Here is a 24542-nt window from a genome sequence, read left to right as displayed (position 1 = left end):
AAAATTAATGCATTTATTTTTAGATTACTTTTTTATTTATTAACAAATTCAAATAAACAATTGTTAATTCAATTTAAAAGTATATTTTTGAACAATTAGAACTTTAATAACTGAAATTAGAAGAATAACCATGAAGAAAATTATCTTTTTAAGCTTATTTATGCTTTTTGCAGTAGGAAATATAAACGCTCAAGCAAAAAAGCCAAAAAGTATCATCAGTACTAGTGGTGCGGCAATTAAAAAGTTCCATGAGAAAAGTGAATTAGATGGTATGCCTAAGGGACAGCTTTTGGAATTGTATAAAGAACGAATCAGAGTTCTTGTTAACATATTACCTTACCTTGCATTAACGAACAAACCGGTATGACTATGCAAGATGTAGGTATTCCAGACACTTCCGATAACAATAGTGCTTTGGATAAACAACAAGAAAATATCGTTGCCTTTGTTAATTCAACAATTGCTTTTCAATCAACGATGGTACCCTATGCTGATAAAGGAAATTTGGTAGCCTCTATTCTCTATTATGAAAATATGTTACGAGAATTAAATCAATTGTACGAATAAAATTCAAAAAAAAATAGGATTAATAAAAAAAAGAACTATATTAGCTTAAGTTTCTAATAAAAATCACCCCATGAAGAAATTGCTTAACTTAAAATGGATCGCTTTGTTTGCAGTTATGACTGCAAGTGCACAGCAAGAAAAAGGTATAATAGGATCTTCTAACTGGTTAAATAACTGGACAGATTTTAAACCTTCAAAAACAGAATATAACGAGGCTACTGAAATTTTGTACGGAAAAATCACAGCCAATAAAACATTACAAAAAGAAATACGTACCTGTTACAGGGACCTGTATACGTAACAGCAGGTGTAACCCTTACTATTGAACCAGGTACAATTATAAAAGGTGATTCAGAAACCAGTGGATCCCTAATCATATCTAAAGGGGCTAGATTAGAAGCTAATGGAACAGAAACGGATCCTATCGTGTTTACTTCTAATAAACCTGTAAAAAAAGCAGGTGATTGGGGAGGAATTGTAATCTTAAATGATGCACCAATTAATAAATTTGGAGGAGTTTCGTCTATAAATTATGATTTAGATCCAGCTCAAACAATTTACGGTGGAACCAATTCTATGGCTAATTCAGGAGTGTTACGCTTTTTAAGAATAGAATTTGCAGGAAAAAAAATAAAAGGATTTAAAAATTACAATGCTTTAACTTTAGGTGGGGTTGGTAATAAAACAGTAATAGAACATGTAATGACCAGCTTTTCTGCTGGAAATGGTGTAGAAATTTTAGGAGGTGATACAAGTCTTAAAAATATGGTTACTTTACGTGTTTCTGGGGATGATTTTAAATTTAATCAAGGAGCTCAAGTTAAATTAGATAACTCTTTAGTAATTAGACATTCCTTATACTCAGGAGCTTCTAGAACTCGCTGTATTAATGTTGTAGGCTATGATAAAAAAGAAGAAGCAGATTTTTCTAAACCATCAACTAATGTTGTGGCTACCAATTGTACGCTAGTTAATAATTCTGAAAGTTTTGATCTAGATTTAGCTAGTGGATTAGTAAAAGAAGGCGTATTTGTAGGAGCTAATACTTCATTAAGTCTAAAAAGAAGTTTGATCTCAGGATTTGCTCCTGCAACCATTTTAGATAGTGAAATTAATCCAGAAGCTGGTGGACTAAAAAAAATAGGTTTCTCTGAGGTATTCTTTAATAATTGTAAAGGAAATATATTTCTAGCTAATTCTTCTAGTAATGACGATTTAGAAGATTATTATGGTAATCCTCAGTTTTTAAACTTATATGAAAAAACACCTAATACTGAGTTATTTATTAACCCAGTAGAATCTAAGTCTCCAGACTTTAGATTAAAAGTAGGTAAATTTACTGCTGGCAAATAATTTATCTCTAGATTATAATTATATTATTATAACATTAAATCCATTGGCAGTAAATCTACCAGTGGATTTATTTAGTTTAAGATCATATTTAATTTAGATTAGAAGTTTATGAATCATACATTATTTTGTAATTTTTTTAACAAATATTTTTTGATAGTTTTTTTATTTTCTTTTATCTCAGAAAATAAAGCGCAAACTTTTGTAAATGCTCCTACTAAAAACTTTGGGAATATTTGTGCTTCTTCTAACTTTAATAGTTATTCAATTAATTTTGATTTTAATGGATTTAATGCAGGAAACATTTTTACATTAGAAATGTCTGATCCTGAAGGAGATTTTGCTAAATTAACACCTATTACAATTCTTTCTTCACAAGTTAGTACTAGTCCAGGAAAAATCACCTTTAAAGTACCTGAAAGTGTTAATACTGCAGGGAAATTTTATAGACTTAGGATAAAAACCAGTTCTCCAAGCATGACTAGTTCTCCTACCCTCCCCTTTCATGCTTATTTTTGGATTTATAACGATAAAATTAATATTTTAGACGACGGAAATGGTAGCTTAAGTATTTGTGGAGCAAATGGAATATTAGCTATAAGCGAAAAATCACCATCACCACTACAATATAAAACATTACAATATATATGGAAAAAAGATGGAATTGTAATACCCAATGAAACAGGAGCCAAATTAAGCGTTACCCAATCGGGTAAATATAGCGTGCAGATAGATTATGGAAATTGTAATAGTACAGTTGGATTTATAGCTTACTCACAAGATGTTAATGTATCGTTTACAAACAACACAATTCCTTATTCCATATCATCTAGTTTGGGTACAACTATTTGCCCTAGTAATCCAACCACTTTAAGTACAACAGCTGGACAAGCTTATCAATGGTATCGCGATAGCGAAGGAAATGGAAACTTTGTAAAAATTGAGGGAGCCACTTCTTATAGTTTTAAAACAGCTGATCCGGTACTTATAAAGTAGTAATTAGTCCTGGTACCGTTTGTGAATCTACTTCTACTAACACAATTACACTTCAAGCGACCAATTTTAACCTAGGTATAGATGCTAAATCAGTAAATTATTTAAAGAAAACAGAAAGAATTGCTATAAATGCTACTACTACGGCGTTAAACCCATCTTATGAATGGTTTTTACCGGGAGGAACTGCACCTATAAATACTACTTCCAATTTTACAGTAACTAATGATACCAATTTTAAAGAAGGTATCTATAAATTAATAGTTAAACAAAATGATCCGACTTGTGTCTATACAAAAACGATACAATTTAAAATAATAGAAGGAGTAGAATCGATCAATATTCCGAATGTAATAACCCCTAATGACAGCAATAATGAAAATGATACTTGGATTATACCTACAGAATATAAAAATGATTCTGTCGAAGTGCTTATTTTAGATAGCTATGGAAAAGAAATTTTCAGAATGAAAAACTATGATGATTCTTGGCCTAAATCAGTTATAGAATTTAAAGACGTTAATCCTATTTATTATTATATTATTTCCAAAAATGGTAGTCCTTTAAAAAAAGGTTCTATAACCATTCTTAAATAAATTACATATTAAAAACTATGAAGTTAAAGAATTTTAGCCTTTTCATTATCAGTTTAGTTACAGTAGAACTAAGTGGTCAAACACCTACAAATGGAGTTAGACCATTTGATGTTTTAGCTAAGAATTCTTTAAAATTTAATAAATTTATTATCAACCCTACCTTTAGTCATGTTCGAGAAGACGAGTCTTTTATTAGTTTCTATAATAAAAGAAAATGGATTGGTTTTGATAATTCAAGAACAGATTATTTTTTTAGTTTATCCAGTAAATTTCAAGATTTGAATGCTTATGGAATAGGTTTATTTCAAAATAATGAAAGTATTTATTCTACATTCGGAATAGTAGCAAATTTTGCTAGAAATGCAGAAATTCTTCAGGACTCTAATCTTACTTTTGGCCTAAATTTAGCTTATGTTAATAGCGGGATTAATTCAGGAAAAATAATAACAAATGTTCAGGAATCTAATCTTAGTAATTTGCCCAAGTATTCTTTGATTTCAATTAATCCAGGAATTAATTTCGGGACTGGTTTTTTTGATATGGGTATAGTAGCTAATAATTTGTTTTATTACAACTTTAATCCATCTGGTTTAGTTCAGGGAAATCCCGCTAAAAATTTTGGATTACATGCCATGTATACAGGCTATATAGACCGTGATGGAATTTTAGAAAAAGCAAAATTTTCCGCATTAGGTAGAGCAGAAATTGGAATAGGATATACTGGATTTGGCGCATCATTACTTTTTAATGCTCCTAAAGCAGGTTGGATTCAAGCAGGTTATGATAGTTTAAATGGTATAAATGCAAGTATTGGATTTATATTGGCTAAAAGAATTTCTATTGGATATGGAGTTGAAAAACCTTTAGGAAATATTGCTAATTTTGGTTTATCCCATGAATTCACATTGGCATATAAATTAAAAGGTTATGGCGATTATGAAGATGAACAACCAATTGTAAAATCAAGTAATAAAACAAATCCAAAAGCTAACGACAAAGCTGTGGCTGTCAAAAAAAGAACCCACAGGAATTGGCTAAAGAAAGAGCTGCTGAGTTAGCATTAAAACAGCAACAAGAAAAAGCACGTCTAGAAGCAGAACGTTTAAGAAAAGAGAAAGAATTAGCAGAAGCAAAAGCAAAAGAAGAACAAGAAGCACGATTAAGAGCAGAAAAAGACCGTTTAGCGGCTCTAAAAGCAAAAGAAGAAGCAGAAGCAAGAGCTAAAGCAGAAATGGAGGCTCGATTAAGAGCTGAAAAAGATAAAAATAAAGCTTTATCAGAAGCAGAACGTCAACGACAAGAACGTTTAGCTAATGAAGCGAGATTAAAAGCAGAAGCGGCTGCTAAATTAAAAGCAGAGCAAGAACGTTTAGCAAAAGAAAAAGCAGATGCACTGGCACGTGAGAAGATAGAATCCGAACGCATAGCAAAAGAAAAGGCAGATGCAGTACGTTTGGCTAAAGAAAAAGCGGAAACAACACGTCTAGAAAAAGAAAAAGTAAATGATGAAATAAAGAAGAAGACAGAATCTTTAGTACGAGAAAAAGCAGAAGCAGCACGTTTAGCTAAAGAAAAAGCAGAAGCGGAATCAAAAGCGAAGGCAGAGTCTTTAGCACGTGAGAAAGCGGAATCGGAACGTTTAGCCAAAGAAAAAGCAGAAGCAGCACGTTTAGCTAAAGAGAAAGCAGAAGCGGAATCAAAAGCCAAGGCAGAGTCTTTAGCACGTGAGAAAGCGGAATCGGAACGTCTAGCAAAAGAGAAAGCAGAAGCAGCACGTTTAGCTAAGGAGAAAGCAGAAGCGGAATCAAAAGCGAAGGCAGAGTCTTTAGCACGTGAGAAAGCAGAGGCAGAACGTCTAGCTAAAGAAAAAGAAGAAGCAGCACGTCTAGCTAAAGAAAAAGCAGAAGCGGAATCAAAAGCGAAGACAGAGTCTTTAGCACGTGAGAAAGCAGAGGCAGAACGTCTAGCTAAAGAAAAAGCAGAAGCGGAATCAAAAGCTAAGGCAGAGTCTTTAGCACGTGAGAAAGCAGAGGCAGAACGTTTAGCCAAAGAAAAAGCAGAAGCAGCACGTTTAGCTAAAGAGAAAGCAGAAGCGGAATCAAAAGCGAAGGCAGATTCTTTAGCACGTGAGAAAGCAGAAGCAGCACGTCTAGCTAAAGAGAAAGCAGAATCGGAATCAAAAGCCAAGGCAGAGTCTTTAGCACGTGAGAAAGCAGAGGCAGAACGTCTAGCTAAAGAAAAAGCAGAAGCGGAATCAAAAGCTAAGGCAGAGTCTTTAGCACGTGAGAAAGCAGAGGCAGAACGTTTAGCCAAAGAAAAAGCAGAAGCAGCACGTTTAGCTAAAGAGAAAGCAGAAGCGGAATCAAAAGCGAAGGCAGATTCTTTAGCACGTGAGAAAGCAGAAGCAGCACGTCTAGCTAAAGAGAAAGCAGAATCGGAATCAAAAGCCAAGGCAGAGTCTTTAGCACGTGAGAAAGCAGAGGCAGAACGTCTAGCTAAAGAAAAAGCAGAAGCGGAATCAAAAGCTAAGGCAGAGTCTTTAGCACGTGAGAAAGCGGAATCGGAACGTTTAGCTAAAGAAAAAGCAGAAGCAGCACGTTTAGCTAAAGAAAAAGCAGAAGCGGAATCAAAAGCGAAGGCAGATTCTTTAGCACGTGAGAAAGCAGAGGCAGAACGTCTAGCTAAAGAAAAAGCAGAAGCGGAATCAAAAGCGAAGGCAGAGTCTTTAGCACGTGAGAAAGCGGAATCGGAACGTTTAGCCAAAGAAAAAGCAGAGGCAGAACGTCTAGCTAAAGAAAAAGCAGAAGCGGAATCAAAAGCGAAGGCAGAGTCTTTAGCACGTGAGAAAGCGGAATCGGAACGTTTAGCCAAAGAAAAAGCAGAAGCAGCACGTTTAGCTAAAGAAAAAGCAGAAGCGGAATCAAAAGCGAAGGCAGAGTCTTTAGCACGTGAGAAAGCAGAGGCAGAACGTCTAGCTAAAGAAAAAGCAGAAGCAGAACGTTTAGCTAAAGAGAAAGCAGAAGCGGAATCAAAAGCGAAGGCAGAGTCTTTAGCACGTGAGAAAGCGGAATCGGAACGTCTAGCCAAAGAAAAAGCAGAAGCAGCACGTTTAGCTAAAGAGAAAGCAGAAGCGGAATCAAAAGCCAAGGCAGAGTCTTTAGCACGTGAGAAAGCAGAAGCAGAACGTCTAGCTAAAGAAAAAGCAGAAGCGGAATCAAAAGCGAAGGCAGAGTCTTTAGCACGTGAGAAAGCAGAAGCAGCACGTCTAGCTAAAGAGAAAGCAGAAGCGGAATCAAAAGCTAAGGCAGAGTCTTTAGCACGTGAGAAAGCGGAATCGGAACGTCTAGCCAAAGAAAAAGCAGAAGCAGAACGTCTAGCTAAAGAAAAAGCAGAAGCGGAATCAAAAGCTAAGGCAGAGTCTTTAGCACGTGAGAAAGCGGAATCGGAACGTCTAGCCAAAGAAAAAGCAGAAGCAGCACGTTTAGCTAAAGAAAAAGCAGAGGCTGAAGAATTAGCGCGTAGAGAGGCTTTAAAAACAGCAGAAGATAAAGAAATAGATAATTTATCAGGTGTTATAGAAGATTCTCAAAAATTACAATCGGAATCAATTAAAAAATTCCAAAGTATAGTAGCAGAAAAAGAAAAAGAATTAATAGCTATGCGTAAAGCAAATGATGATTCTGAAAAAGGAATTGTAGCTCCCGTTCAAGAAGTAGAGTTTAAAAGCATGAGTCAAGCTAACAAAGCCATTGAATCATTAAGAAACGATATAGCATTAAATATAAAACAACAAGATCAGTTTATTACTGAGTATCAAAATTTAGCAGCAGAAAGGTTGAAAAAAATACCAAATAAAAATGATGCGATTAATCAATCTTATACTAAAACAATAGAAAAATTAAAGCAAGATAAAGCTAGATCAGAGGAAGAAAGTCGACAGTTAATCACTAAATTAGAAGAGATCAAGACTCAAACTGAAATAGAAAAAAGACGTCGTATTAAACGAGCTAACTTTGAAGATGCTTCAACTAAGTATCAAAAAGATCGTGCTACCTTGAGTCAAATTAAGGCAAGTACAAAATCAACAGGTCAAATTTATAAACCAACTGAATTTGATTATGGCGATAGTGACCAGATCAATATGCAAATTGTGAAAAATGTAACGAATGAAAAACCTGGTTTTTATATGGTATTAGCTACTCACAAAGATGAAGCAAGACGGGATGCTTTTGTGAAAAAGGCAATTTTAGCAGGAGAGACTAATATTGATTTCTTTTATGATGTGAGTACAGGTACTTATTTTATTTATAGTAACCATTATGAAGAAATAAATGAAGCAGATGAAGCTATGAAAAATAAAGGAGATAAACCTTATAATGGTAAAATGGTAATTATTAAGATAGAAAAATAATTATTTTATGTGATATATGATTTGTTACTAAAAACAATTTCATGAAAAGATAAAATTATATAACTTTATGAGTTTTAAATAATAAACGAACGCCCTATGAGATCGAGTTATTACTTATGTATTTTATTGTTTTGGAGCTTGGGATTTCATCAATCCTTTGCACAAGAATTCAAACCTTTTTCTGTAGTTAATCAGACAAATGGTCTTAATGCCGATATTTTATTAATAGGAAATAATAATTTATCACAAGACGCTTATTTACCATATGATGATACGGAACCTAATGATAGGATTAGTATGGTATATGTTAATGTGGATACTGCTAATCGAACTATTTACAATTCCAGTAGGGCTAAATTAACAATACCTACAGCTTATCAAGCCTGTTATAAGATAAAATATGCAGCATTATATTGGGCTGGAATTTATAATAAAACAACTTTAGATATTACAAAAGTTAAATTGAAACTTCCGGGATCTGCTATTTATGAAGATATAGCAGGGACTCTTATCTATAATGAAGATCTCGAGACAAATAAGCCGTATGCAGCTTATGCTGATGTTACTAATTTGTTGAATAAAGGAGGAGATGTTCAGGGTGATTATACTGTGGCTAATATTGTTTGTTCACAAGGTAAGGTTCAAGGAGGTTATTCAGCAGGATGGCATTTGTACGTTATATATGAAAACCCTAATTTACCAGCTAAAAATATTACTTCTTTCAATGGTTTTACTAAATTGAATAATACTAATGAATTAGATGTAAATGTTAGTGGATTTAAGACCATACCTACTGGAAACGTAGGGGCTTGGGTGGCATTTGGAGCATTAGAAGGAGATCAGCAGATATCAGGTGATTTTTTTAAAATTAATAATGTGTTAATGCAACCTCCTTTTAGAAAAATTAATGATTTTGTTAATGATAGGAAACAGAATTTCTTTAATAGTACTTTCACTAATCCTTCAGGACTTTTACCAGATAGAGAGCCTAATAGTAGGAATACTTTAGGGTATGATGCTGGTATTTTTAAAGTAGATAATCCCAGTAATTCTGTAATTAAAAACAATGATACATCAGCTTCTATTAACCTAGGGACAAGTGGTGATCAATACTTTGTTTTTTTTACAGCTTTTGCTGTAGATGTTATTGGACCTAGAATTATATTAAGAAAAAATGTGACAAATAATGCGGGTGTAGATATTTCAAATCAGACAGTAGATATATGTGATGAAATTAATTATAATATATTCTTTGATAATATAGGGAATGATGATGCACAAGGTTTAGCATCTCATAAATATGGTAGTAACTATGTATTACTAAAAGATATTTTACCTCAAAATGTACTTTTACAAAGTGTAATATCTACCAATACAGCACTTAATACTTCAATGAAATACGAAGTAAACCCTGCCAATCCTAGAGAGTTGTTTATTTATATACCTAAAGCCTATCTAAAAAAAGATGCACCAGAATATTCTATTATAATTAAAGTAAAAGTAGCTTGTTCTTGTGATCAGTTTACAACAGCTTGTTCAAATGAAATTAAAAATCAAGCTTTTGTTGAATATAGGGGGTTATTAATAATGTAGAAAATCACAATGATCCGAGTTATTCACAAATAGATACTAATTGTTTGGTAGGTTCTACAAATTCGACAAACTTTATTGTTGGTTTAGATAAAAAGTGTAACTTCAATACAGAAGTTTATTATTGTGGAACTACAACTACTCTGAAGGCTGGAAATGATTATGATGATTATCTTTGGACGGGTCCTGCTGGAGCAACTTTTACACCTAATAAGACAAGTCAAGAAGTAACCGTAAATTTACCGGTATTTATACGGTAACAGGTAAGGATGCTATTTGTAGATCTATTGTTCAAACATTTAATGTTAAACTGTATGGATCGGATCTTCAAAATCCTTTAATTAAGTATGATCAAAGTATCACGCCTGTTAATTGTACTGATTCAGGAGAAAGAATTCCTAGTATTTATCTATGTGGTAAGGATGATAATAAGTTATTGCAACCGAATATTACGGGAACCATAAAAGTAGAATGGCAATTGTATGATGAAACAAAAACAGGCTGTGGTCCTTATAATCCTATAACTAATTGTCCTGTTACAGCGGATTCATGTTGGAATAAAATAGTTGAATCAAATGAATATACGGTTTTAAATGAAGGGAAATATAGACTCATTTATACTTTTTTAGGAGGATGTACAAGAACTTTTTACTTTAATGTATATAAAAATTTAACAGAAACAGAAGTTAAAGTATTACCTATTGTATGTGGTGCCCTCGGTTCTATAACAGTTATAAAACCTATTAATAGTACTGGTAGATTTCAGTTTCAATTAGTACAACCAAATGGAACATTGGGAGTATGGACTGTTAATCCTGTATTTCAAGTATTAGTCCCGGTAATTATACGATAAATGTAAAAGATAATTCAGTACTGGCTCATGTCAAATTCCTATTAAAAATATTGGAGTAGTAGCTAATAACATAACCGTTTTAGCAACGGTTACACAGCCTAAATGTAATGGCGATTTAGGATCTGTTAATTTAGGTGTTTCAGGAGTAGATGGTCCTTATACTTATACTTTATATCAAGGAACAAATGCTTCTGGGTTAATTGTAGGTAATTCTGTTACGACTACAGAAGCGTACAATGTTTTTGATAAACTAACGCCGGTTTGCCTTATTATTGGATAGTTACGACTCCAAGTTGTACAAAAGATGGAACATTTGTTTTAGCTAATCCTGCTAAATTAGTATTAAATGCTTCTCTAACAAAAGCTTTAACGACTTGTGCAGACGGTGAAATTACAATATCAGCAACAGGAGGAACTCCTCCATACTTTTTCTATTTGAATAGTGCCCCACCAGCTCCATTCTTAACAACTAATGTTATTCCAGTTACAAGTCCGGTATTAATACTATTACAGTATACGATTCTAATAACTGTACTCAAACAACACAAATTAACGTAGTAAAAATACCAGCTCCTGAATATACAGTAAGTTATACCGATGTAAAATGTTATAACGATAATTCAGGTACCATTACATTCAATGTTACGAATGCAAATGGAAATACATTGGGATACAGTATTACTGGTGGTGCGCCTTTTACTAATAACCCATTATTTACAAATTTAGCCCCGGCGTTTATACTCCAGTAATTCAGTACACAATAGGTACCGCTGTTTGTACAAAAACAGAACCCAATATTACAATTTCTCAACCAGCAACACCATTAACCGCTTCTGGTGGTGTAATGGCGTTAGCATGTAATACTACAGGCGGAACAGGTATTATACGCATTACTAATGTAGAAGGAGGAAAGCCTTTTACGGGACCTTTTCCTTATCAATATAATTTTGGTAAAGGTTGGACTAACGTAAATCAGGCATCAGTACCTCCGGTACTTATACTGTTCAGGTTAAAGATGCCGTTGATTGTATATTTTCAATGACCGTTACTTTAGATCCTATTCCACCAGATCCTACAATTAGTGTTTCAGCACCTGCATTTAATTGTAATGGTTCTGCTACTAGTACCGTTACAGTAAATAATGGTTCTACTGCGTATACGTATACGTATTCTATTTCACCTGCTTTAAATCCGCCTCATGATCCTAATTCTAATATTTTTAAGAATGTTCAATGTGGAAATTCAACTATAACAGTAAATTATAATTTAACGAATCCTCCTACTTTTAGTAATTTATTAAAAGAAGATTTCGGATCGGGTCCAGATGTATCTTCACTGGTATTAATCCTGCATTCTGTTGGGAGCGTCAAGTTGAAGCAACAAAATGTCATGGTAATAAACTTTTTGGCAACGGTGAATATACAGTTACACAGTTTTTACTTAATAATCCTTATTCTGGTTGGTCTATTCCTTTAGATCATACTACAGGCACAAGACACGGTAGATATTTAGCAGTAGATGCAGGAAATGCTATACCTAATAATGCTGTTTTATATAGAAAAACAATAAAAGATATTATTCCGAATCAACCAATTCAAGTTCGTTTTTATGCTAGAAATTTACTTAGAATTGGAAATACACAACCTGATGCTTCTTTAACCGTTGAGTTACAAAATAGTGCAGGTGTGGCTTTATCTTCTAGTTCTACAGGTCCTATTCCTAAAACGGAAAAATGGGAAGTATATAACAAAACTATAAACCCAGGAAATAATACAACACTTGATTTTGTTTTAAGATTAGAAGTTGCACAAGAAAATGGTATTGATTTTGCTGTAGATGATATAGAAGCTTATCAATTACCTATAGCTTGTATAGCAACTAAAACTATTCCTGTAAACATTCCATGTGGACAAGCTTTTACCGCTCAAATTACAGGACATAAAGATGTAAGTTGCGCAGGATTAAATGATGCTACAGTTACAATAGCAGCACAAAATTTCAATACGGTTTCTGGTTATCAAGTTTCGATGAATAATGGAGCTACTTGGACATCTTATAATACATCTCCTGCTACAGTGCCTGTTCCTTCGGTAGGATATCCGAGGATTTGTATTAGTAAAATATGACTTAACTGCTGCTAATGCAGGTTGTAGTTTTAACTTGCCACAAGCCATAATTGTACCAGCTCAATTACAAGTGCTGACCAACATAACCCCTGCTACTTGTACTACTGGAGCTATTGTATCAGTTACTGCTACTGGAGGTACTCCTGCTTATCAGTATCAATTAGAAACTACTACAGGTGTTCCTATTATAAGTTATCAACCAAATAATAAATTCAATAACGTTGCACTCCGGTACTTATGTAGTTGCTGTAAAAGATGCTAATGGATGTATAAAAACAGAAACAATTACTATTGGGGTTGCACCTAAACCAACTATACAAGTACTAGCAACATCTGATTTTTGTTATGATGGAACTAATGCTGCTAGTATAGCAGTAAGTGCGTCAGGTGGTACGCCCGGTTATCAATATCAATTAGAAAATAATGCAGGAACTATTTTAATTCCTTTCCAAAATAACGCTACTTTTTCAAACTTAACACCGGAAGTTATGTAGTAACAGTAAGAGATACTTTCGGCTGTACAGCAGTTACATCAGTACAACAGATTAATGCGCAATTAGTAGCAACAGCTGCTTTAACAAAAGATGCTGATTGTAATCCATTAAATCCAAATGCAGAAATTACACTTACTATTTCAAATGGTTATCCCGGTTATTCTTATCAAGTGAGTACCGATGGAGGTGTAAATTACACGCCAGCCATACCTACTCCTATAGCTAGTTTGCCATTTAAATATTCAATACCTCCAGTTTCAGCTAATACAACATATCAGTTTTTAGTGAAAGACAGTAAAGATTGTCAAGTAGTTACCAACACTGTAACAGTTAAAAAATTAGAACCTATAGTAGCTAATCATTCTACTGTAGCTGTAACTTGTAATGGCGGAGCGAATGGAAGTGTAACCTTTGCTCCTACTGGCGGAGCAGGTGGTTATCAAATTAATTTTAATAACGCTGGTTTTTCTAATCAAACGACCTATGCTGGTTTGACACAAGGAACGTATAATTATACTATTAGAGATCTTAAACTATGTACTATTACAGGTACTATTACAATTACTCAACCTAATATTTTAAAAGCTACAGCTGTATTAAATCCAAATTATACTTGTAAGAATGATGCTAGTATTACGGTTACAGTATTACCAAGTGAAAATGGTGCAGGTGGAGTTGAGTATAGTAATAATAATGGTAATACATGGCAGTCATCTAATATTTTTAATAATTTAAAAGCAGGGACTTATACTATAGTAGTACGAGATAAAAACGGTTGTACTTTTACAATCAATCCTCCATTCGTAGTTGTTCCATTAACTCCTCCAACGGATTTAACGGTTACTCCTACTTCTTCTATGACTTGTCCTGCTAAAACAATTAACGTACAAGTGACCGTTACAGGAGGTAGCTTGCCTCTAAAAGAGTATGCCATAACAGATCCAGTAGCTTCGGCCGTAACAAATACTACAGGTGCTTTTACTAATCTATCTGCAGGTACCTATACCTTTGTAGTTACTGATGCAAAAGATTGTACATATACTGAAAAATATACTATTAATCCATTACCAGATATGTCAATATCTAATAGAGTTCTATCAGATATTAAATGTTTAAATGGAACTGAAGGATCTGCTGAAATATCAGTATCAAATTTTGGAACAGGCTATTCATACGTAGTAACAGGTCCTACTCCTTCCGTAGGTGCGAAGACTGCATCACCTTTTGTATTAAATAATCTATTAGCAGGAAATTATACAGTTGAAGTAACTAATACTACAACAAAATGTAAGATAACTTCTTTATTTGAGATAAAAACACCTACAGTTGCTTTAGATGCAACATTAGATAAAGATCCTATTACTTGTACAAAACAAGGAAGCATTATTGTTAATGCTACTGGTGGATGGGGAGGTTATACCTATACAATTAGTCCAGTTGCAGGTACTTTAACAGGTAATGTATTTAGTAATTTGCCAGCCAACAACTATACTGTTACTATTAAGGATGCAGGAGGATGTCAAGTTATTAAAACAATTAATTTAACGAACCCAAATAATCCTACGCTTGCTTTAGGAGCTTCTGATTTTTGTTATGACGATACAAATAAAGCATCTTTAGTTGTATCTGCTTCAGGAGGTGTTGCACCTTATAGTTTCAGTTTGAATGGAGGGGCTTTTGTACCAAGTAATACACCTACTGATAGCCATACTTTTAATGGGCTAATTCCGGTACTTATACAATTTCCGTACGAGATGCTTATGGATGTACAAATCCGGCAGTATTTCAACAAACTATTAATAACCAATTAAACGCAACCATTGTTTTAAACAAAGGCTACGATTGTACAGTTACACCAAATGCTGTTATTAGTGGTACAATTTCAAATGGTTATTTGCCGTATGGTACGTATGAAGTAAGTTATAATGGTGCTGCTTTTACAGGAGTCGGTACTATTACAGGTTCTACCTTTACATATCCCGTTTTATTAGCAAACCCGGTACTTATAAATTCCGTATTACAGATGCTAAAGGCTGCCAAATAGAGACTAATACATTAGATATAAAACCACGTTCATTACCTAATTTATCATTGACTGTTACTAGTCCAACTGTAAAATGTCATGGTGATGCTACAGGTGCATTTACTTGGAGTGTTATAGACGGTACACCTAATTATACTATATCAGTTCTAAATACGACAACAGGTACTAATTATGGTACACAAACAGCTGGTTTACCTGCTGGTAATTATTCTGTTACTGTTACAGATGCAAAATCTTGTACTGATACTAAAACTTTCAGTATTACAGAACCAGCCTTACTAAATTATACAGTTAAAATAAATCCTCTTACTTGTAATATTGGAACGAAAGATTATATAAAAGGATCTATTTGTATAAATACAGATTTAACAGGAGGAACATTACCAATTACCTTTACATTAACGAATGCATTAGGTGTACAAGTAGGGGCTCCGATTGTTGTTAATTCCTTACCATTAGCAGCTACAGTTTGTTTCCCTAATATTGATTATGGTGTTTATACTGTAAAGGCAGTTGATGCTAATGGTTGTTCAAAAGTAGTTCCAAATCAAATTGTATCTAGTCCACCTTCAGGTTTAACATTTGCTTTTACAGGTGTAGCTACTTGTGCAACAGGTGCAAGCTTAAAAGTAGATATTTCAGGAGGAGTTATAGGTCCCGGTACTTATCAGTTTGGTATTGTTGATTTACCAGCTGCTCCATGGTCAACTACTCTTGTTAATTCTAATAATGGAGCAGCTTCTCATATTTTTAATGGTTTAATTCCGGTGCTATTTATAGTATAGTAGTATATGATACAACAACAGGATGTTATCACTTCCAAACAGCCCCAGGACACCTTCGTCTATTAATCCTACTTTATCTACGATTATTAATAATGTAACGTGTAGAGGTGCTGCTGATGGATCTATTAAATTTACTTTAAGTAATTTAAGTGCAGGTGTTACTCAGTTTTCATATCAATTAGTTAATGCGGCTACCAATGTAAACATCGGAGCTCCTGTAATAGTTAATTCGCCTTTTGTTTATCCATATTCAATTAATCCTTTGGCACCGGGTTCGTATAATATCTTAATACGTGAAATCAATGGAGCAAATGCAGGATGTGGAAAGACATTCGGTCCTTATGAAATAAAAGAGTCTGCAACAGATTTAACCCTTAATTTGACAAGTACAAATGATAATTGTAAACCAAATGCAGGTATTATTACAGCAGCAGCAGCAGGTGGTACAGGTCCTTACTTATATCAAGTATTTGTTGATTCTGGTGCAACTGGGGTAATAGATGGTGCTGATCCTGTAACGACAAATGCTGCATTTATTGGTTCTTTTGATCCATTAACCCATAAACCTAATGTGTTTAATTTAGAAGGAGGAAAATATATAGTATATGTAAAAGATGCTAATGGTTGTATTAAATTTAATTTTATAACCGTTACTGTAGACTCAGAACCAGTTATTTCTGCAACGGTTAATAATTTATGTGCTGCTGAGGGTAATTTTGCTATTGATGTAGCACTTACGACTTCTGGTATTGCACCTCATGTGTACAGTGTAGACGGTGGTGCTTTTCAAGCACAAACAGCGCCATTTACTATTTCTAATCTTTCTTCAGGAGTGCATACTGTGGAGGTAAAAGATAAAAATGATTGTGGTAACAAGGTAACAGTTACAATTTTGAAACCTTTAAAAGCAATTGGTGATTTTACTTTAGTTCCTACTTGTAATACAGCTACAGGTACGATTACTATTAAGGCAAATGATGGAAGTGGTAACTACAGTTACAGTCAAACAGTTCCTGTTGGAGCAACTAATTTAAATGGTATCTTTAATTCTTTAGCTCCGGTAACTATACTTTTGAAGTAACAGATCTTACAACGAATTGTAAAGTAACCGTTCCTGTAAATTTAGCACCTGCTAAAGATGTTCTTTTTGTGGCAGCAACAGTTACTAATACTAAGTGTATTGGTAGTAATGATGGTAGTATTACTGTAAATCTAGATGCTACGAATACAGATAAACCATACAAATATAGTATAGCTCCTGATCCAAACGGTGTAGGACTACAGGATACGAACCTTTTTACAGGTTTACCTTTAGGTAATTATGTTATCACAGTAACTTCTGCAAGAGGTTGTTCGGCTACTCAAAACGTAAGAGTAGATGAGCCAACACCTATTAATATAACGGCCGTAGCTACTCAGTTTACATGTAATGTTACGAATGCTTATAATCCCGCACAAATAAATGTTACAAATGTTACAGGAGGTACAGGAAAATATACAACCTATGAATTTGAACTGGGTGGTGTTGTCTTACAATCAGGCGCTAGTACTGTATTTAATACACTAAATACAGCTGGTGGTTCTTACACAGTAAGAGTGTTTGATTCTAACAGATGTATCGGAACTACAAAAGTTGATATTAATGCTATAACACCATTAGGAGCAACCATAGTTAAAAATCAAGCTATTGATTGTACTCAAAATGAAATTATTAGTATTAATGCTACAGGAGGATCGGGTAATTATACTTACCAAGTAATTCCTTTTGGAACAACCAATGTGGTTGCTGGACCAAATGCTAATCAATTTACAATTAGTGCAGCAGGTTCTTATACTTTCCAAGTAACAGATGCAACTACTGGATGTTTTATTCAAATAGGACATCAAATAAATGTATTTAAAACATTAACCGCTACTTTAGCACCTGATGCAAGTGTAAAATGTTTTGGTGACACTACTGGTGGAAGTTTATTATTAAGTGTTCAAGGTTATTCAGGACCTTATACTTATACTTTATACGATAATACGAATACAGTAGTTGCTGGACATAATGGTATTATAGTTGATAATACAGTAACTAATCCTTTTACTATATCAGGTCTACCAGCAGGTACTTATACAGTTAAAATTAAGGAAAATAACTTTCCTAAGTGTGATATTACAACAGCTTCTGCTACTGTAGGTACTCCTACACAGTTAGCAATAACAGCTACTGTAGATAAAAATGATAATTGTAATCCACTAGCAGGTATTATTAAAGTTTTAGGTAATAATGGTACTCCTACCTATTCATATATTGTTGCGTTAGCTACTGATCCTGCCCCTACAGCTGCTTCTGTAGGATGGACAACTTCTACCGTATTTAATCGTGATGGAGGTAATTATATAGCTTATGTAAAAGATGCCAATAATTGTATCGCACAGGTGCCAGTTATTCTGCCTACTGATACGAATCCTGTACTAACACTTCCAGTTTTTGCTGCTAATCAATGTACTTCTGATGGTACTGATTATGTAATAACAGCAACTAGTGTTGTAGATGGAATAGCTCCTTATACTTATAGTATTACAAATGCTAATGGAACTAGCTCATTTGTAAATGTAATTGCACCTTATACCTTTAATGGATTAATTATAGGAAATAACACGATTACTATAAAAGATGCTAATGGATGTACTGATAGTAAATCAATTACAGTGTATCCTCCATTAAATATTAATCCTACTATTGTTGCACAACCTACTTGTAATACTAATGATGGTAAAGTAACACTTATTGCTGTTGGTGGATCAGGTAATTATGAATATACGTATGGAGCTACAGTGAATAGCACAGGTATATTTACAGGTTTACCATTTGGAGATTCTGTTTTTACTGTTAGAGATTTAACTACTGCTTGTACTAAAAATATTACAGTTAAATTAGAAAAACCAGAAGATATATTGGTAGATTCTATTGTACCAACTTCTACTGTTTGTAATGGAGATAGTAACGGAACGATTACAGTAAATTTGAAACCAGCTCCTTCCAATGGAAACCCTATTTATACTTATGCTTTAGTTTTCCCTTCTCAACAATTGAGACCAGCACAAACTAATAATGTATTTACAGGATTACCAGCGGGTAATTATACTGTTGAAATTACTTCAGGTAGAAATTGTAAAGAAACAAAATCAGTCACAATTTCTCAGCCTAATGTGATGACAGTACCACCTCCAGTTGTTAATCAGTTTGCATGTACACTAAATACGAATTCTGTTAATGCAGCTTCAATTACTGTTAATGGCGTAACAGGTGGTTCTGGTAATTATGTAAACTATGAGTTTATTTTAAACGGAAAACAAGTTTATTTTGGTCCAGAAAAGACTTATTCAACAACGGATATAGCAGGTGGAAAATATACCATAAACGTATATGATGATAAAGGATGTAAAGGGACTGTTACAACTGATGTGATTCCTTTTGTTAGTATTTCAGGACCTAATATTTTCGTAAATAATGATATTACTTGTACAAAAGGTGAGGATATTACGGTAACTGTTACGACTAACGGAGCACCAGTTCCTGTTTATAACTACAATGTAACGAATATTCTAACAGGTATATCTCTTACTAATACTACAGGTATTTTTACTAACTTGGGAATTGGTAATTATATGGTTACAGTTACAAATCCTGTGACAAATTGTAGTGTTCAACGAATACATTATATAGCAGATCCGAATACATTTAATATACAAATAACAAATATTAAAGATGTAACTTGTAAGGGTAGCTTTACAGGTAGTGCAGAAGTTTCTGTAGTTGATACAATATTAAGCAATGGAAACCAAGCAGGAGAGTTCAATTATAGTATCACAAATAATAATACAGGATTCAATTTGGTAGGAAATAGTATTAATGCAGGTCCACTACCTATTAATGGACTTTCTGCTGGTACTTATACTCTAAATGTAACCTTAGTTAAAAAGCCTAATTGTACTTTTTCTTCTAACTTTATAATTAATGAACCAATTAACGCGCTTACTATTACTACTACTAAAGGATTATTGACTTGTACACCGGTAATGATGGTTCTATTAACGCAGTTGCAGCAAATGGTTGGGGTAATTATACTTATACTATATCGCCAGTTGAAGGACAACAATTATCTCCGGTATCTTTACAGGATTATCAGGTAATTCTGCTTATACCATAACGGTTAAGGATGCTAATGGTTGTTCTGTAAGTGAGATAGTTAATCTATCAAAACCAGCTATTATTGATGCGTCTACTATTGCACCAGTACAGTTACGTTGTTTTGGTGTAAATGATGGAGTAGTACAAGTAGTTGGCGTAACAGGTGGTTATAATGTTCCTAACGGATATAATTATACCTTACATTATGTAAATCCTGTAGGAGTTGCTTCTGGACCTCAAGCATCTAATACATTTACTAATTTAGGACCCGGACGTTATTATATTATTGTAAATGACGCTTCTAATTGTCCTTCTAAGCAGTTATTCTTCGATGTATTACCTGCTAAAGAAATTAAAACGTCTTTATCATTAGTTGCTAATTCACAAATTTGTGATACAAGCCAAGCTAGTTTAATACTTACTGCTAGTGGAGGTACAGGTGTATTTGAATACAGTAATTCTCAATCAGGACCATGGACTCCATTTGTTTCTCCATTAAGATTAAATAATCTAGCTGCTGGTATAACTTATAAATATTATGTTCGTGACACAAATAGTTGTGCAGGAGTTGAAACCAATGGATATACAATTAATAGTTTATCACCATTTACTATCGATCCTATTGCACCTATCCGGTAAGTTGTTCGTATGATACAGCTAGAGTTGTTGCACATGCAAGCGGTGGTCAAGGAAATTATACATACGTATTATTACCTTCAAATATTTCTAATACAACGGGTATATTTACGAATGTTCCAGTAGGAAATCATACTATACAAGTTAGAAGCGGTAATTGTACTTCTATAAGTACTCCTGTTTCAATTAAGTCACCAGCTGAATTAAAATTTGATTTGAAAGCAGTTCAAACAACTTGTTCATACAACAGAGATGGAAAAATTGTGGTAACCTTAACAGGTATTGATAATCGTAAATTACAATATTCTATTAGTTCAGCAGATGGTGCTTATACACATCAACAAGTTTATACAGTTAGTGATAATGATTTAGCTGCGGGTACTTTTACAATTAGTAATCTGAAACCAGATACTTATGAAGTAAATGTGTTTACAGTTGCTACTTCATGTCATCCACCAGTACAATCTGTACGTATTACAGCACCAGCAGAACTGAAAGGAACTGTTACAGGTATTGATGAAATATGTGCTAGTGAAAATAGAGGAGAAATTCATATCACGAATATTCAAGGTGGTACAGGACCTTATTTTGTAACAAAAGAATATAAAACAAGTTTTGATAATTCAACCCCACCAGTTGAAGTCGATGATTCAATTTACGAACCAATTAATAATTTAGATGGTGTAAATTCTCATGTATTTAATGGATTAGATGGTAAAAAGTATTCTATTGCTATTAAAGATTCTAATGCTACAAATTGTAAAGCACTTTATTTTATTACAATAGGTTCTGGTGATAGTTTTGAGCCTGTAATTAATGTTACTTATCCTTGTAATCCAGTAACTAATAAACCAATGGTTAAAATAGTGGTAACAAATAAGTTAGATCCAAAAGGTGCTTTTGTTGGTAATTATAAATTTAGTTTAGATAATTTACCTGCACAAACTAGCAATATATTCTTGTCTACAGATCCAAAATATACTAAACAGTTTTTAGCACCAGCTTACCATACTGTGTTTGTAGAAGGACCAAATGGATGTCCAAATAATAATGTACTTCCAACACCGTTTATGGTAACTCCTTTAAACGAATTAGATGTTACATTAAGTATTTCAGGTCTTAATACAGCAATGGCAGTTGCTACAGGAGGTTCAGGTAATTATAAATATACATTCTTTGCAGATGGAGAACAAATGCAATCAGGATCTAATAATACCTTTATTTATTACCAACAATATGAACAAATACGAGTAATCGTTACAGATGATAGCGAATGTAGTGATGTAGATGCTAAACGTTTAACTTATATACCTATTTGTGTTCCTGATGTGATGACACCAGATGGAAATGGAGAAAATGATGATTGGGGACCCGGTTGTGTTGACCCTACAGTTTATCCAAGATTAGTAAGCCATGTTTATGATCGTTACGGTCGTCTGATTGCTACATTACCAGTAGGAGCAAGATGGAATGGAAAATATAATGGAAAAGAATTGCCTTCTGGTGATTACTGGTATGTTATAAAAGTAGATAATAATGATGGTAAAGAGTTTGTTGGTCATTTCACTCTTTATAGATAATTTAACTTTTGAGTTATGATGGTTAGTACACTATGTAGTCAAACAAAAAAAGCTTTTACAATTTTAGCTTTTTCTATAATATCCTCAAGTATTGCTCAGGAGTTACATTTGCCTGCAGCTACTCAATACTTAGCAGATAATCCATTTGTTTTATCACCTACCTATGCTGGGATAGGTGATAATGCAAGGATTCGGGTTAATGGTTTCTTCCAATGGGTAGGAATTAAAGATGCACCCAATAACCAAGCTGCCTATTTTGATATGCGTATATTAGATCAATCAGGTATTGGTTTTCATGTTTATAATGATAAAAATGGAAACAGTCGTCAGATGGGAGCCAAACTTTCATTTGCACACCACATTATTTTGGATTATCCAAGCAAACAATATTTTTCTTTTGGTATGTCTTATAACTATAATAATTTTAGACATGAAATTGAAAATTTTCAAACCGCTGATGGTAGTGTAAATAATGATCGTTTTATTAATAATAGTAATTTTGATGTCGGTTTCTTGTATAGAAAAAGTAAATTCTATATTAATTTGAATTTTAGTAATTTATTACCAAAAGATCTTAAAAAATTTCCTGTTTCACCAGAACCTAATCAGTTGCGCAACTATCAACTCTATACAGGTTACCTTTTTAAAGGGAATAAAGATTCAAGAACTGAAATAGAACCTTCCGCTTATTTTCAATATTTTGAAAGTGATGGACGTTCTTCAACAGATATTAATCTTAAATATCGTTATATAGATTATCAACGTACAGGTTATTTCTGGTTGGGAGCAACTTATCGTTTCCTAAATGATCAACCCATGAAGCCATTATCAGTAGGTCCTATGATTGGTCTAAAAAAAGGAGGTTTTTATGCCGGATATGCTTATCAAGTTACAACCAATGAATTGGTAAAATATAATTCAGGAACACACATGATTACTTTAGGATGGGATTTCTTTCAAGGAATTAGTAATTGTCCTTGTACTCAAAACTCTTTGTCAGAAGACTAAGCGTTTAACTTAAAAATTTTTAGGCTAAAAAAATAGCTAGATTATATGATTTAGCATTTTTTTAGCCTTTTTGTTTTATTTTTGTATAAAAAATTGCAACACAATGAAAACTATTTCTGATATTAATTTTAAAGATAAAAAAGCACTTATTAGAGTTGATTTTAATGTCCCTCTAGATCAAAATTTTAATGTTACAGATGCAACTCGAATTGAAGCAGCTAAGCCTACTATTGAAAAAATAATAAATGAAGGAGGAGCAGTTATCTTATTATCACATTTAGGAAGACCAAAAGGAAAACAAGAAGAATTTTCTTTAAAACATATAGTATCTAAAATAGCTGAAATTTTGGGGAGACCTGTAATTTTTGCATCAGATTGTATCGGACCTATTGCTCAAAATGCTGCTGCAAATATCAAGGCAGGCGATATTCTATTATTAGAAAATTTACGTTTCTATAAAGAAGAAGAAGAAGGAAATATTGAATTTTCTAAAAAATTAGCATCCTTAGGAGATGTTTATGTAAATGATGCTTTTGGAACAGCACACAGAGCACATGCCTCTACAACTATAATAGCACAGTTTTTCCCTAATGAAAAATGTTTTGGAACTCTTTTAGCTAAAGAAATAGAAAGTTTAAATAAAGTTTTAAATAACAGTGTAAAACCTGTAACAGCAGTATTAGGCGGAAGTAAAGTATCTTCAAAAATTACAGTTATTGAAAATATTTTAGACAAAGTTGACCACATGATTATTGGTGGAGGTATGACTTTTACCTTTATTAAAGCATTAGGTGGTCAGATTGGTAATTCATTATGTGAAGATGATAAGTTAGATTTAGCTCTTGAAATTCTTGAAAAAGCAAAATCAAAAGGTGTTCAAATTCATTTACCTATAGACGTGTTAGCAGCCAATTCTTTTTCTAATACAGCAGATACACAATTAGTTAATGTTAATTCTATACCAGATGGATGGCTAGGTATGGATGTAGGACCAAAATCCTTAGAAACAATAAAAGAAGTTATCCTAAATTCTAAAACCATTTTATGGAATGGTCCTTTAGGCGTTTTTGAAATGGATCATTTCGCAAATGGTACAATTCAGTTAGGAAATTATATAGCCGAATCAACTCAAAATGACGCTTTTTCATTAGTTGGAGGTGGCGATAGTGTTGCGGCTGTTAAACAGTTTGGTTTCGAACCTAAAATGAGTTATGTTTCTACAGGTGGTGGTGCTATGTTAGAAATGTTAGAAGGTAAAATATTACCCGGAATTTCTGCTATTTTAAATTAATTAAGTGAATTTTAACATTTTTTATTATTGTAAATCAA

Annotated in this window: 25 protein-coding genes and 1 pseudogene; all 26 read left to right on the top strand. The window is 33.4% G+C overall.

Translation table 11 applies throughout. The annotated features are described in order from the left end of the window. The first annotated feature begins 130 nt into the window (after positions 1-130). The 26 genes and pseudogenes from JJC05_RS18205 to JJC05_RS08435 all read left to right on the top strand — a co-directional run bounded on the left by JJC05_RS18205 (position 131) and on the right by JJC05_RS08435 (position 24504). A complete protein-coding gene (locus JJC05_RS18205) occupies positions 131-367 on the top strand; it encodes a hypothetical protein (protein ID WP_309597286.1) in 237 nt (78 codons plus the stop codon). Between the two features lie 2 nt (positions 368-369). Next, the gene (locus tag JJC05_RS18200) at positions 370-567 is read left to right on the top strand and encodes a hypothetical protein (RefSeq protein WP_309597285.1); all 198 of its coding nucleotides are present in this window, start codon (positions 370-372) and stop codon (positions 565-567) included. Positions 568-637: 70 nt separating this feature from the next. Beyond that, positions 638-868, top strand: a complete 231-nt coding sequence (locus JJC05_RS18195) for a hypothetical protein (protein ID WP_309597284.1) — start codon at positions 638-640, stop codon at positions 866-868. Continuing rightward, the gene (locus tag JJC05_RS08545) at positions 823-1920 is read left to right on the top strand and encodes a beta-helix domain-containing protein (RefSeq protein ID WP_508625128.1); all 1098 of its coding nucleotides are present in this window, start codon (positions 823-825) and stop codon (positions 1918-1920) included. Before JJC05_RS18195 ends, JJC05_RS08545 begins: the two co-directional genes overlap by 46 nt. Positions 1921-2070: 150 nt before the next feature. Continuing rightward, positions 2071-2913 carry a hypothetical protein gene (locus JJC05_RS08540; protein WP_235877220.1) on the top strand — a complete coding sequence of 281 codons (843 nt, stop codon included), beginning with the start codon at positions 2071-2073 and terminating at the stop codon, positions 2911-2913. Between the two features lie 2 nt (positions 2914-2915). After that, the gene (locus tag JJC05_RS18190) at positions 2916-3506 is read left to right on the top strand and encodes a T9SS type B sorting domain-containing protein (protein ID WP_235878851.1); all 591 of its coding nucleotides are present in this window, start codon (positions 2916-2918) and stop codon (positions 3504-3506) included. Positions 3507-3523: 17 nt separating this feature from the next. Continuing rightward, positions 3524-4564 (top strand): PorP/SprF family type IX secretion system membrane protein, encoded by a 1041-nt coding sequence (locus JJC05_RS08530; RefSeq protein ID WP_235877219.1) that lies wholly within the window; start codon positions 3524-3526, stop codon positions 4562-4564. Then, on the top strand, positions 4537-7917 hold the full coding sequence (locus tag JJC05_RS08525) for a hypothetical protein (RefSeq protein ID WP_235877218.1): 3381 nt from the start codon (positions 4537-4539) through the stop codon (positions 7915-7917). Before JJC05_RS08530 ends, JJC05_RS08525 begins: the two co-directional genes overlap by 28 nt. 96 nt (positions 7918-8013) lie before the next feature. Continuing rightward, a complete protein-coding gene (locus tag JJC05_RS08520) occupies positions 8014-9510 on the top strand; it encodes a hypothetical protein (RefSeq protein WP_235877217.1) in 1497 nt (498 codons plus the stop codon). Positions 9511-9554: 44 nt separating this feature from the next. Next, entirely contained in the window at positions 9555-9767 is a 213-nt protein-coding gene (locus JJC05_RS08515; protein WP_235877216.1) for a hypothetical protein, read from the top strand. A 176-nt stretch (positions 9768-9943) separates the two neighbouring features. Continuing rightward, the gene (locus tag JJC05_RS08510) at positions 9944-10360 is read left to right on the top strand and encodes a hypothetical protein (RefSeq protein WP_235877215.1); all 417 of its coding nucleotides are present in this window, start codon (positions 9944-9946) and stop codon (positions 10358-10360) included. A gap of 261 nt (positions 10361-10621) precedes the next feature. Beyond that, entirely contained in the window at positions 10622-10918 is a 297-nt protein-coding gene (locus JJC05_RS08505) for a SprB repeat-containing protein (RefSeq protein ID WP_235877214.1), read from the top strand. Between the two features lie 286 nt (positions 10919-11204). Continuing rightward, the gene (locus tag JJC05_RS08500) at positions 11205-11402 is read left to right on the top strand and encodes a hypothetical protein (RefSeq protein ID WP_235877213.1); all 198 of its coding nucleotides are present in this window, start codon (positions 11205-11207) and stop codon (positions 11400-11402) included. Next, complete coding sequence (locus JJC05_RS08495) at positions 11399-11836, top strand: hypothetical protein (RefSeq protein ID WP_235877212.1); 438 nt, start codon at positions 11399-11401, stop codon at positions 11834-11836. The genes JJC05_RS08500 and JJC05_RS08495 overlap by 4 nt, the downstream gene beginning before the upstream one ends. A 209-nt stretch (positions 11837-12045) precedes the next feature. Continuing rightward, positions 12046-12486 carry a hypothetical protein gene (locus JJC05_RS08490; RefSeq protein WP_235877211.1) on the top strand — a complete coding sequence of 147 codons (441 nt, stop codon included), beginning with the start codon at positions 12046-12048 and terminating at the stop codon, positions 12484-12486. Positions 12487-12520: 34 nt separating this feature from the next. Next, the gene (locus JJC05_RS08485; protein ID WP_235877210.1) at positions 12521-12748 is read left to right on the top strand and encodes a SprB repeat-containing protein; all 228 of its coding nucleotides are present in this window, start codon (positions 12521-12523) and stop codon (positions 12746-12748) included. Beyond that, a complete protein-coding gene (locus JJC05_RS08480) occupies positions 12708-12980 on the top strand; it encodes a SprB repeat-containing protein (RefSeq protein ID WP_235877209.1) in 273 nt (90 codons plus the stop codon). Before JJC05_RS08485 ends, JJC05_RS08480 begins: the two co-directional genes overlap by 41 nt. 50 nt (positions 12981-13030) lie before the next feature. After that, positions 13031-13150: pseudogene (locus tag JJC05_RS18815) on the top strand (hypothetical protein); the annotation flags it as partial. Next, complete coding sequence (locus JJC05_RS08470) at positions 13151-14791, top strand: SprB repeat-containing protein (protein ID WP_235877208.1); 1641 nt, start codon at positions 13151-13153, stop codon at positions 14789-14791. It abuts the pseudogene before it with no gap. An 83-nt stretch (positions 14792-14874) separates the two neighbouring features. Beyond that, on the top strand, positions 14875-15024 hold the full coding sequence (locus JJC05_RS08465; RefSeq protein ID WP_235877207.1) for a hypothetical protein: 150 nt from the start codon (positions 14875-14877) through the stop codon (positions 15022-15024). A gap of 47 nt (positions 15025-15071) precedes the next feature. Continuing rightward, positions 15072-15809, top strand: coding sequence for a hypothetical protein (locus JJC05_RS08460; protein WP_235877206.1), 738 nt, complete (start codon positions 15072-15074; stop codon positions 15807-15809). A gap of 22 nt (positions 15810-15831) precedes the next feature. Beyond that, on the top strand, positions 15832-16890 hold the full coding sequence (locus tag JJC05_RS08455) for a hypothetical protein (RefSeq protein WP_235877205.1): 1059 nt from the start codon (positions 15832-15834) through the stop codon (positions 16888-16890). A 68-nt stretch (positions 16891-16958) separates the two neighbouring features. Next, positions 16959-19991 (top strand): hypothetical protein, encoded by a 3033-nt coding sequence (locus JJC05_RS08450; protein WP_235877204.1) that lies wholly within the window; start codon positions 16959-16961, stop codon positions 19989-19991. Positions 19992-20840: 849 nt separating this feature from the next. Further along, positions 20841-22205: a T9SS type B sorting domain-containing protein gene (locus tag JJC05_RS08445; RefSeq protein ID WP_235877203.1), complete on the top strand. Its 1365-nt coding sequence runs from the start codon at positions 20841-20843 to the stop codon at positions 22203-22205. A gap of 15 nt (positions 22206-22220) precedes the next feature. Beyond that, the gene (locus JJC05_RS08440) at positions 22221-23213 is read left to right on the top strand and encodes a PorP/SprF family type IX secretion system membrane protein (protein WP_105195129.1); all 993 of its coding nucleotides are present in this window, start codon (positions 22221-22223) and stop codon (positions 23211-23213) included. A 103-nt stretch (positions 23214-23316) separates the two neighbouring features. Then, positions 23317-24504 carry a phosphoglycerate kinase gene (locus JJC05_RS08435; RefSeq protein ID WP_088391053.1) on the top strand — a complete coding sequence of 396 codons (1188 nt, stop codon included), beginning with the start codon at positions 23317-23319 and terminating at the stop codon, positions 24502-24504. The last annotated feature ends 38 nt before the right edge of the window (positions 24505-24542 follow it).

The organism is Flavobacterium davisii (assembly GCF_019565505.1).
GTDB lineage: Bacteria > Bacteroidota > Bacteroidia > Flavobacteriales > Flavobacteriaceae > Flavobacterium > Flavobacterium davisii.
This window is presented reverse-complemented; position numbering and strand designations above follow the sequence as displayed.

Coding starts and splice junctions, on each gene's coding strand:
- JJC05_RS18205 (WP_309597286.1), top strand. CDS start 131: ATGAAGAAAATTATCTTTTTAAGCTTATTTATGCTTTTTGCAGTAGGA.
- JJC05_RS18200 (WP_309597285.1), top strand. CDS start 370: ATGCAAGATGTAGGTATTCCAGACACTTCCGATAACAATAGTGCTTTG.
- JJC05_RS18195 (WP_309597284.1), top strand. CDS start 638: ATGAAGAAATTGCTTAACTTAAAATGGATCGCTTTGTTTGCAGTTATG.
- JJC05_RS08530 (WP_235877219.1), top strand. CDS start 3,524: ATGAAGTTAAAGAATTTTAGCCTTTTCATTATCAGTTTAGTTACAGTA.
- JJC05_RS08520 (WP_235877217.1), top strand. CDS start 8,014: ATGAGATCGAGTTATTACTTATGTATTTTATTGTTTTGGAGCTTGGGA.
- JJC05_RS08500 (WP_235877213.1), top strand. CDS start 11,205: ATGGCGTTAGCATGTAATACTACAGGCGGAACAGGTATTATACGCATT.
- JJC05_RS08495 (WP_235877212.1), top strand. CDS start 11,399: ATGACCGTTACTTTAGATCCTATTCCACCAGATCCTACAATTAGTGTT.
- JJC05_RS08455 (WP_235877205.1), top strand. CDS start 15,832: ATGTTATCACTTCCAAACAGCCCCAGGACACCTTCGTCTATTAATCCT.
- JJC05_RS08440 (WP_105195129.1), top strand. CDS start 22,221: ATGATGGTTAGTACACTATGTAGTCAAACAAAAAAAGCTTTTACAATT.
- JJC05_RS08435 (WP_088391053.1), top strand. CDS start 23,317: ATGAAAACTATTTCTGATATTAATTTTAAAGATAAAAAAGCACTTATT.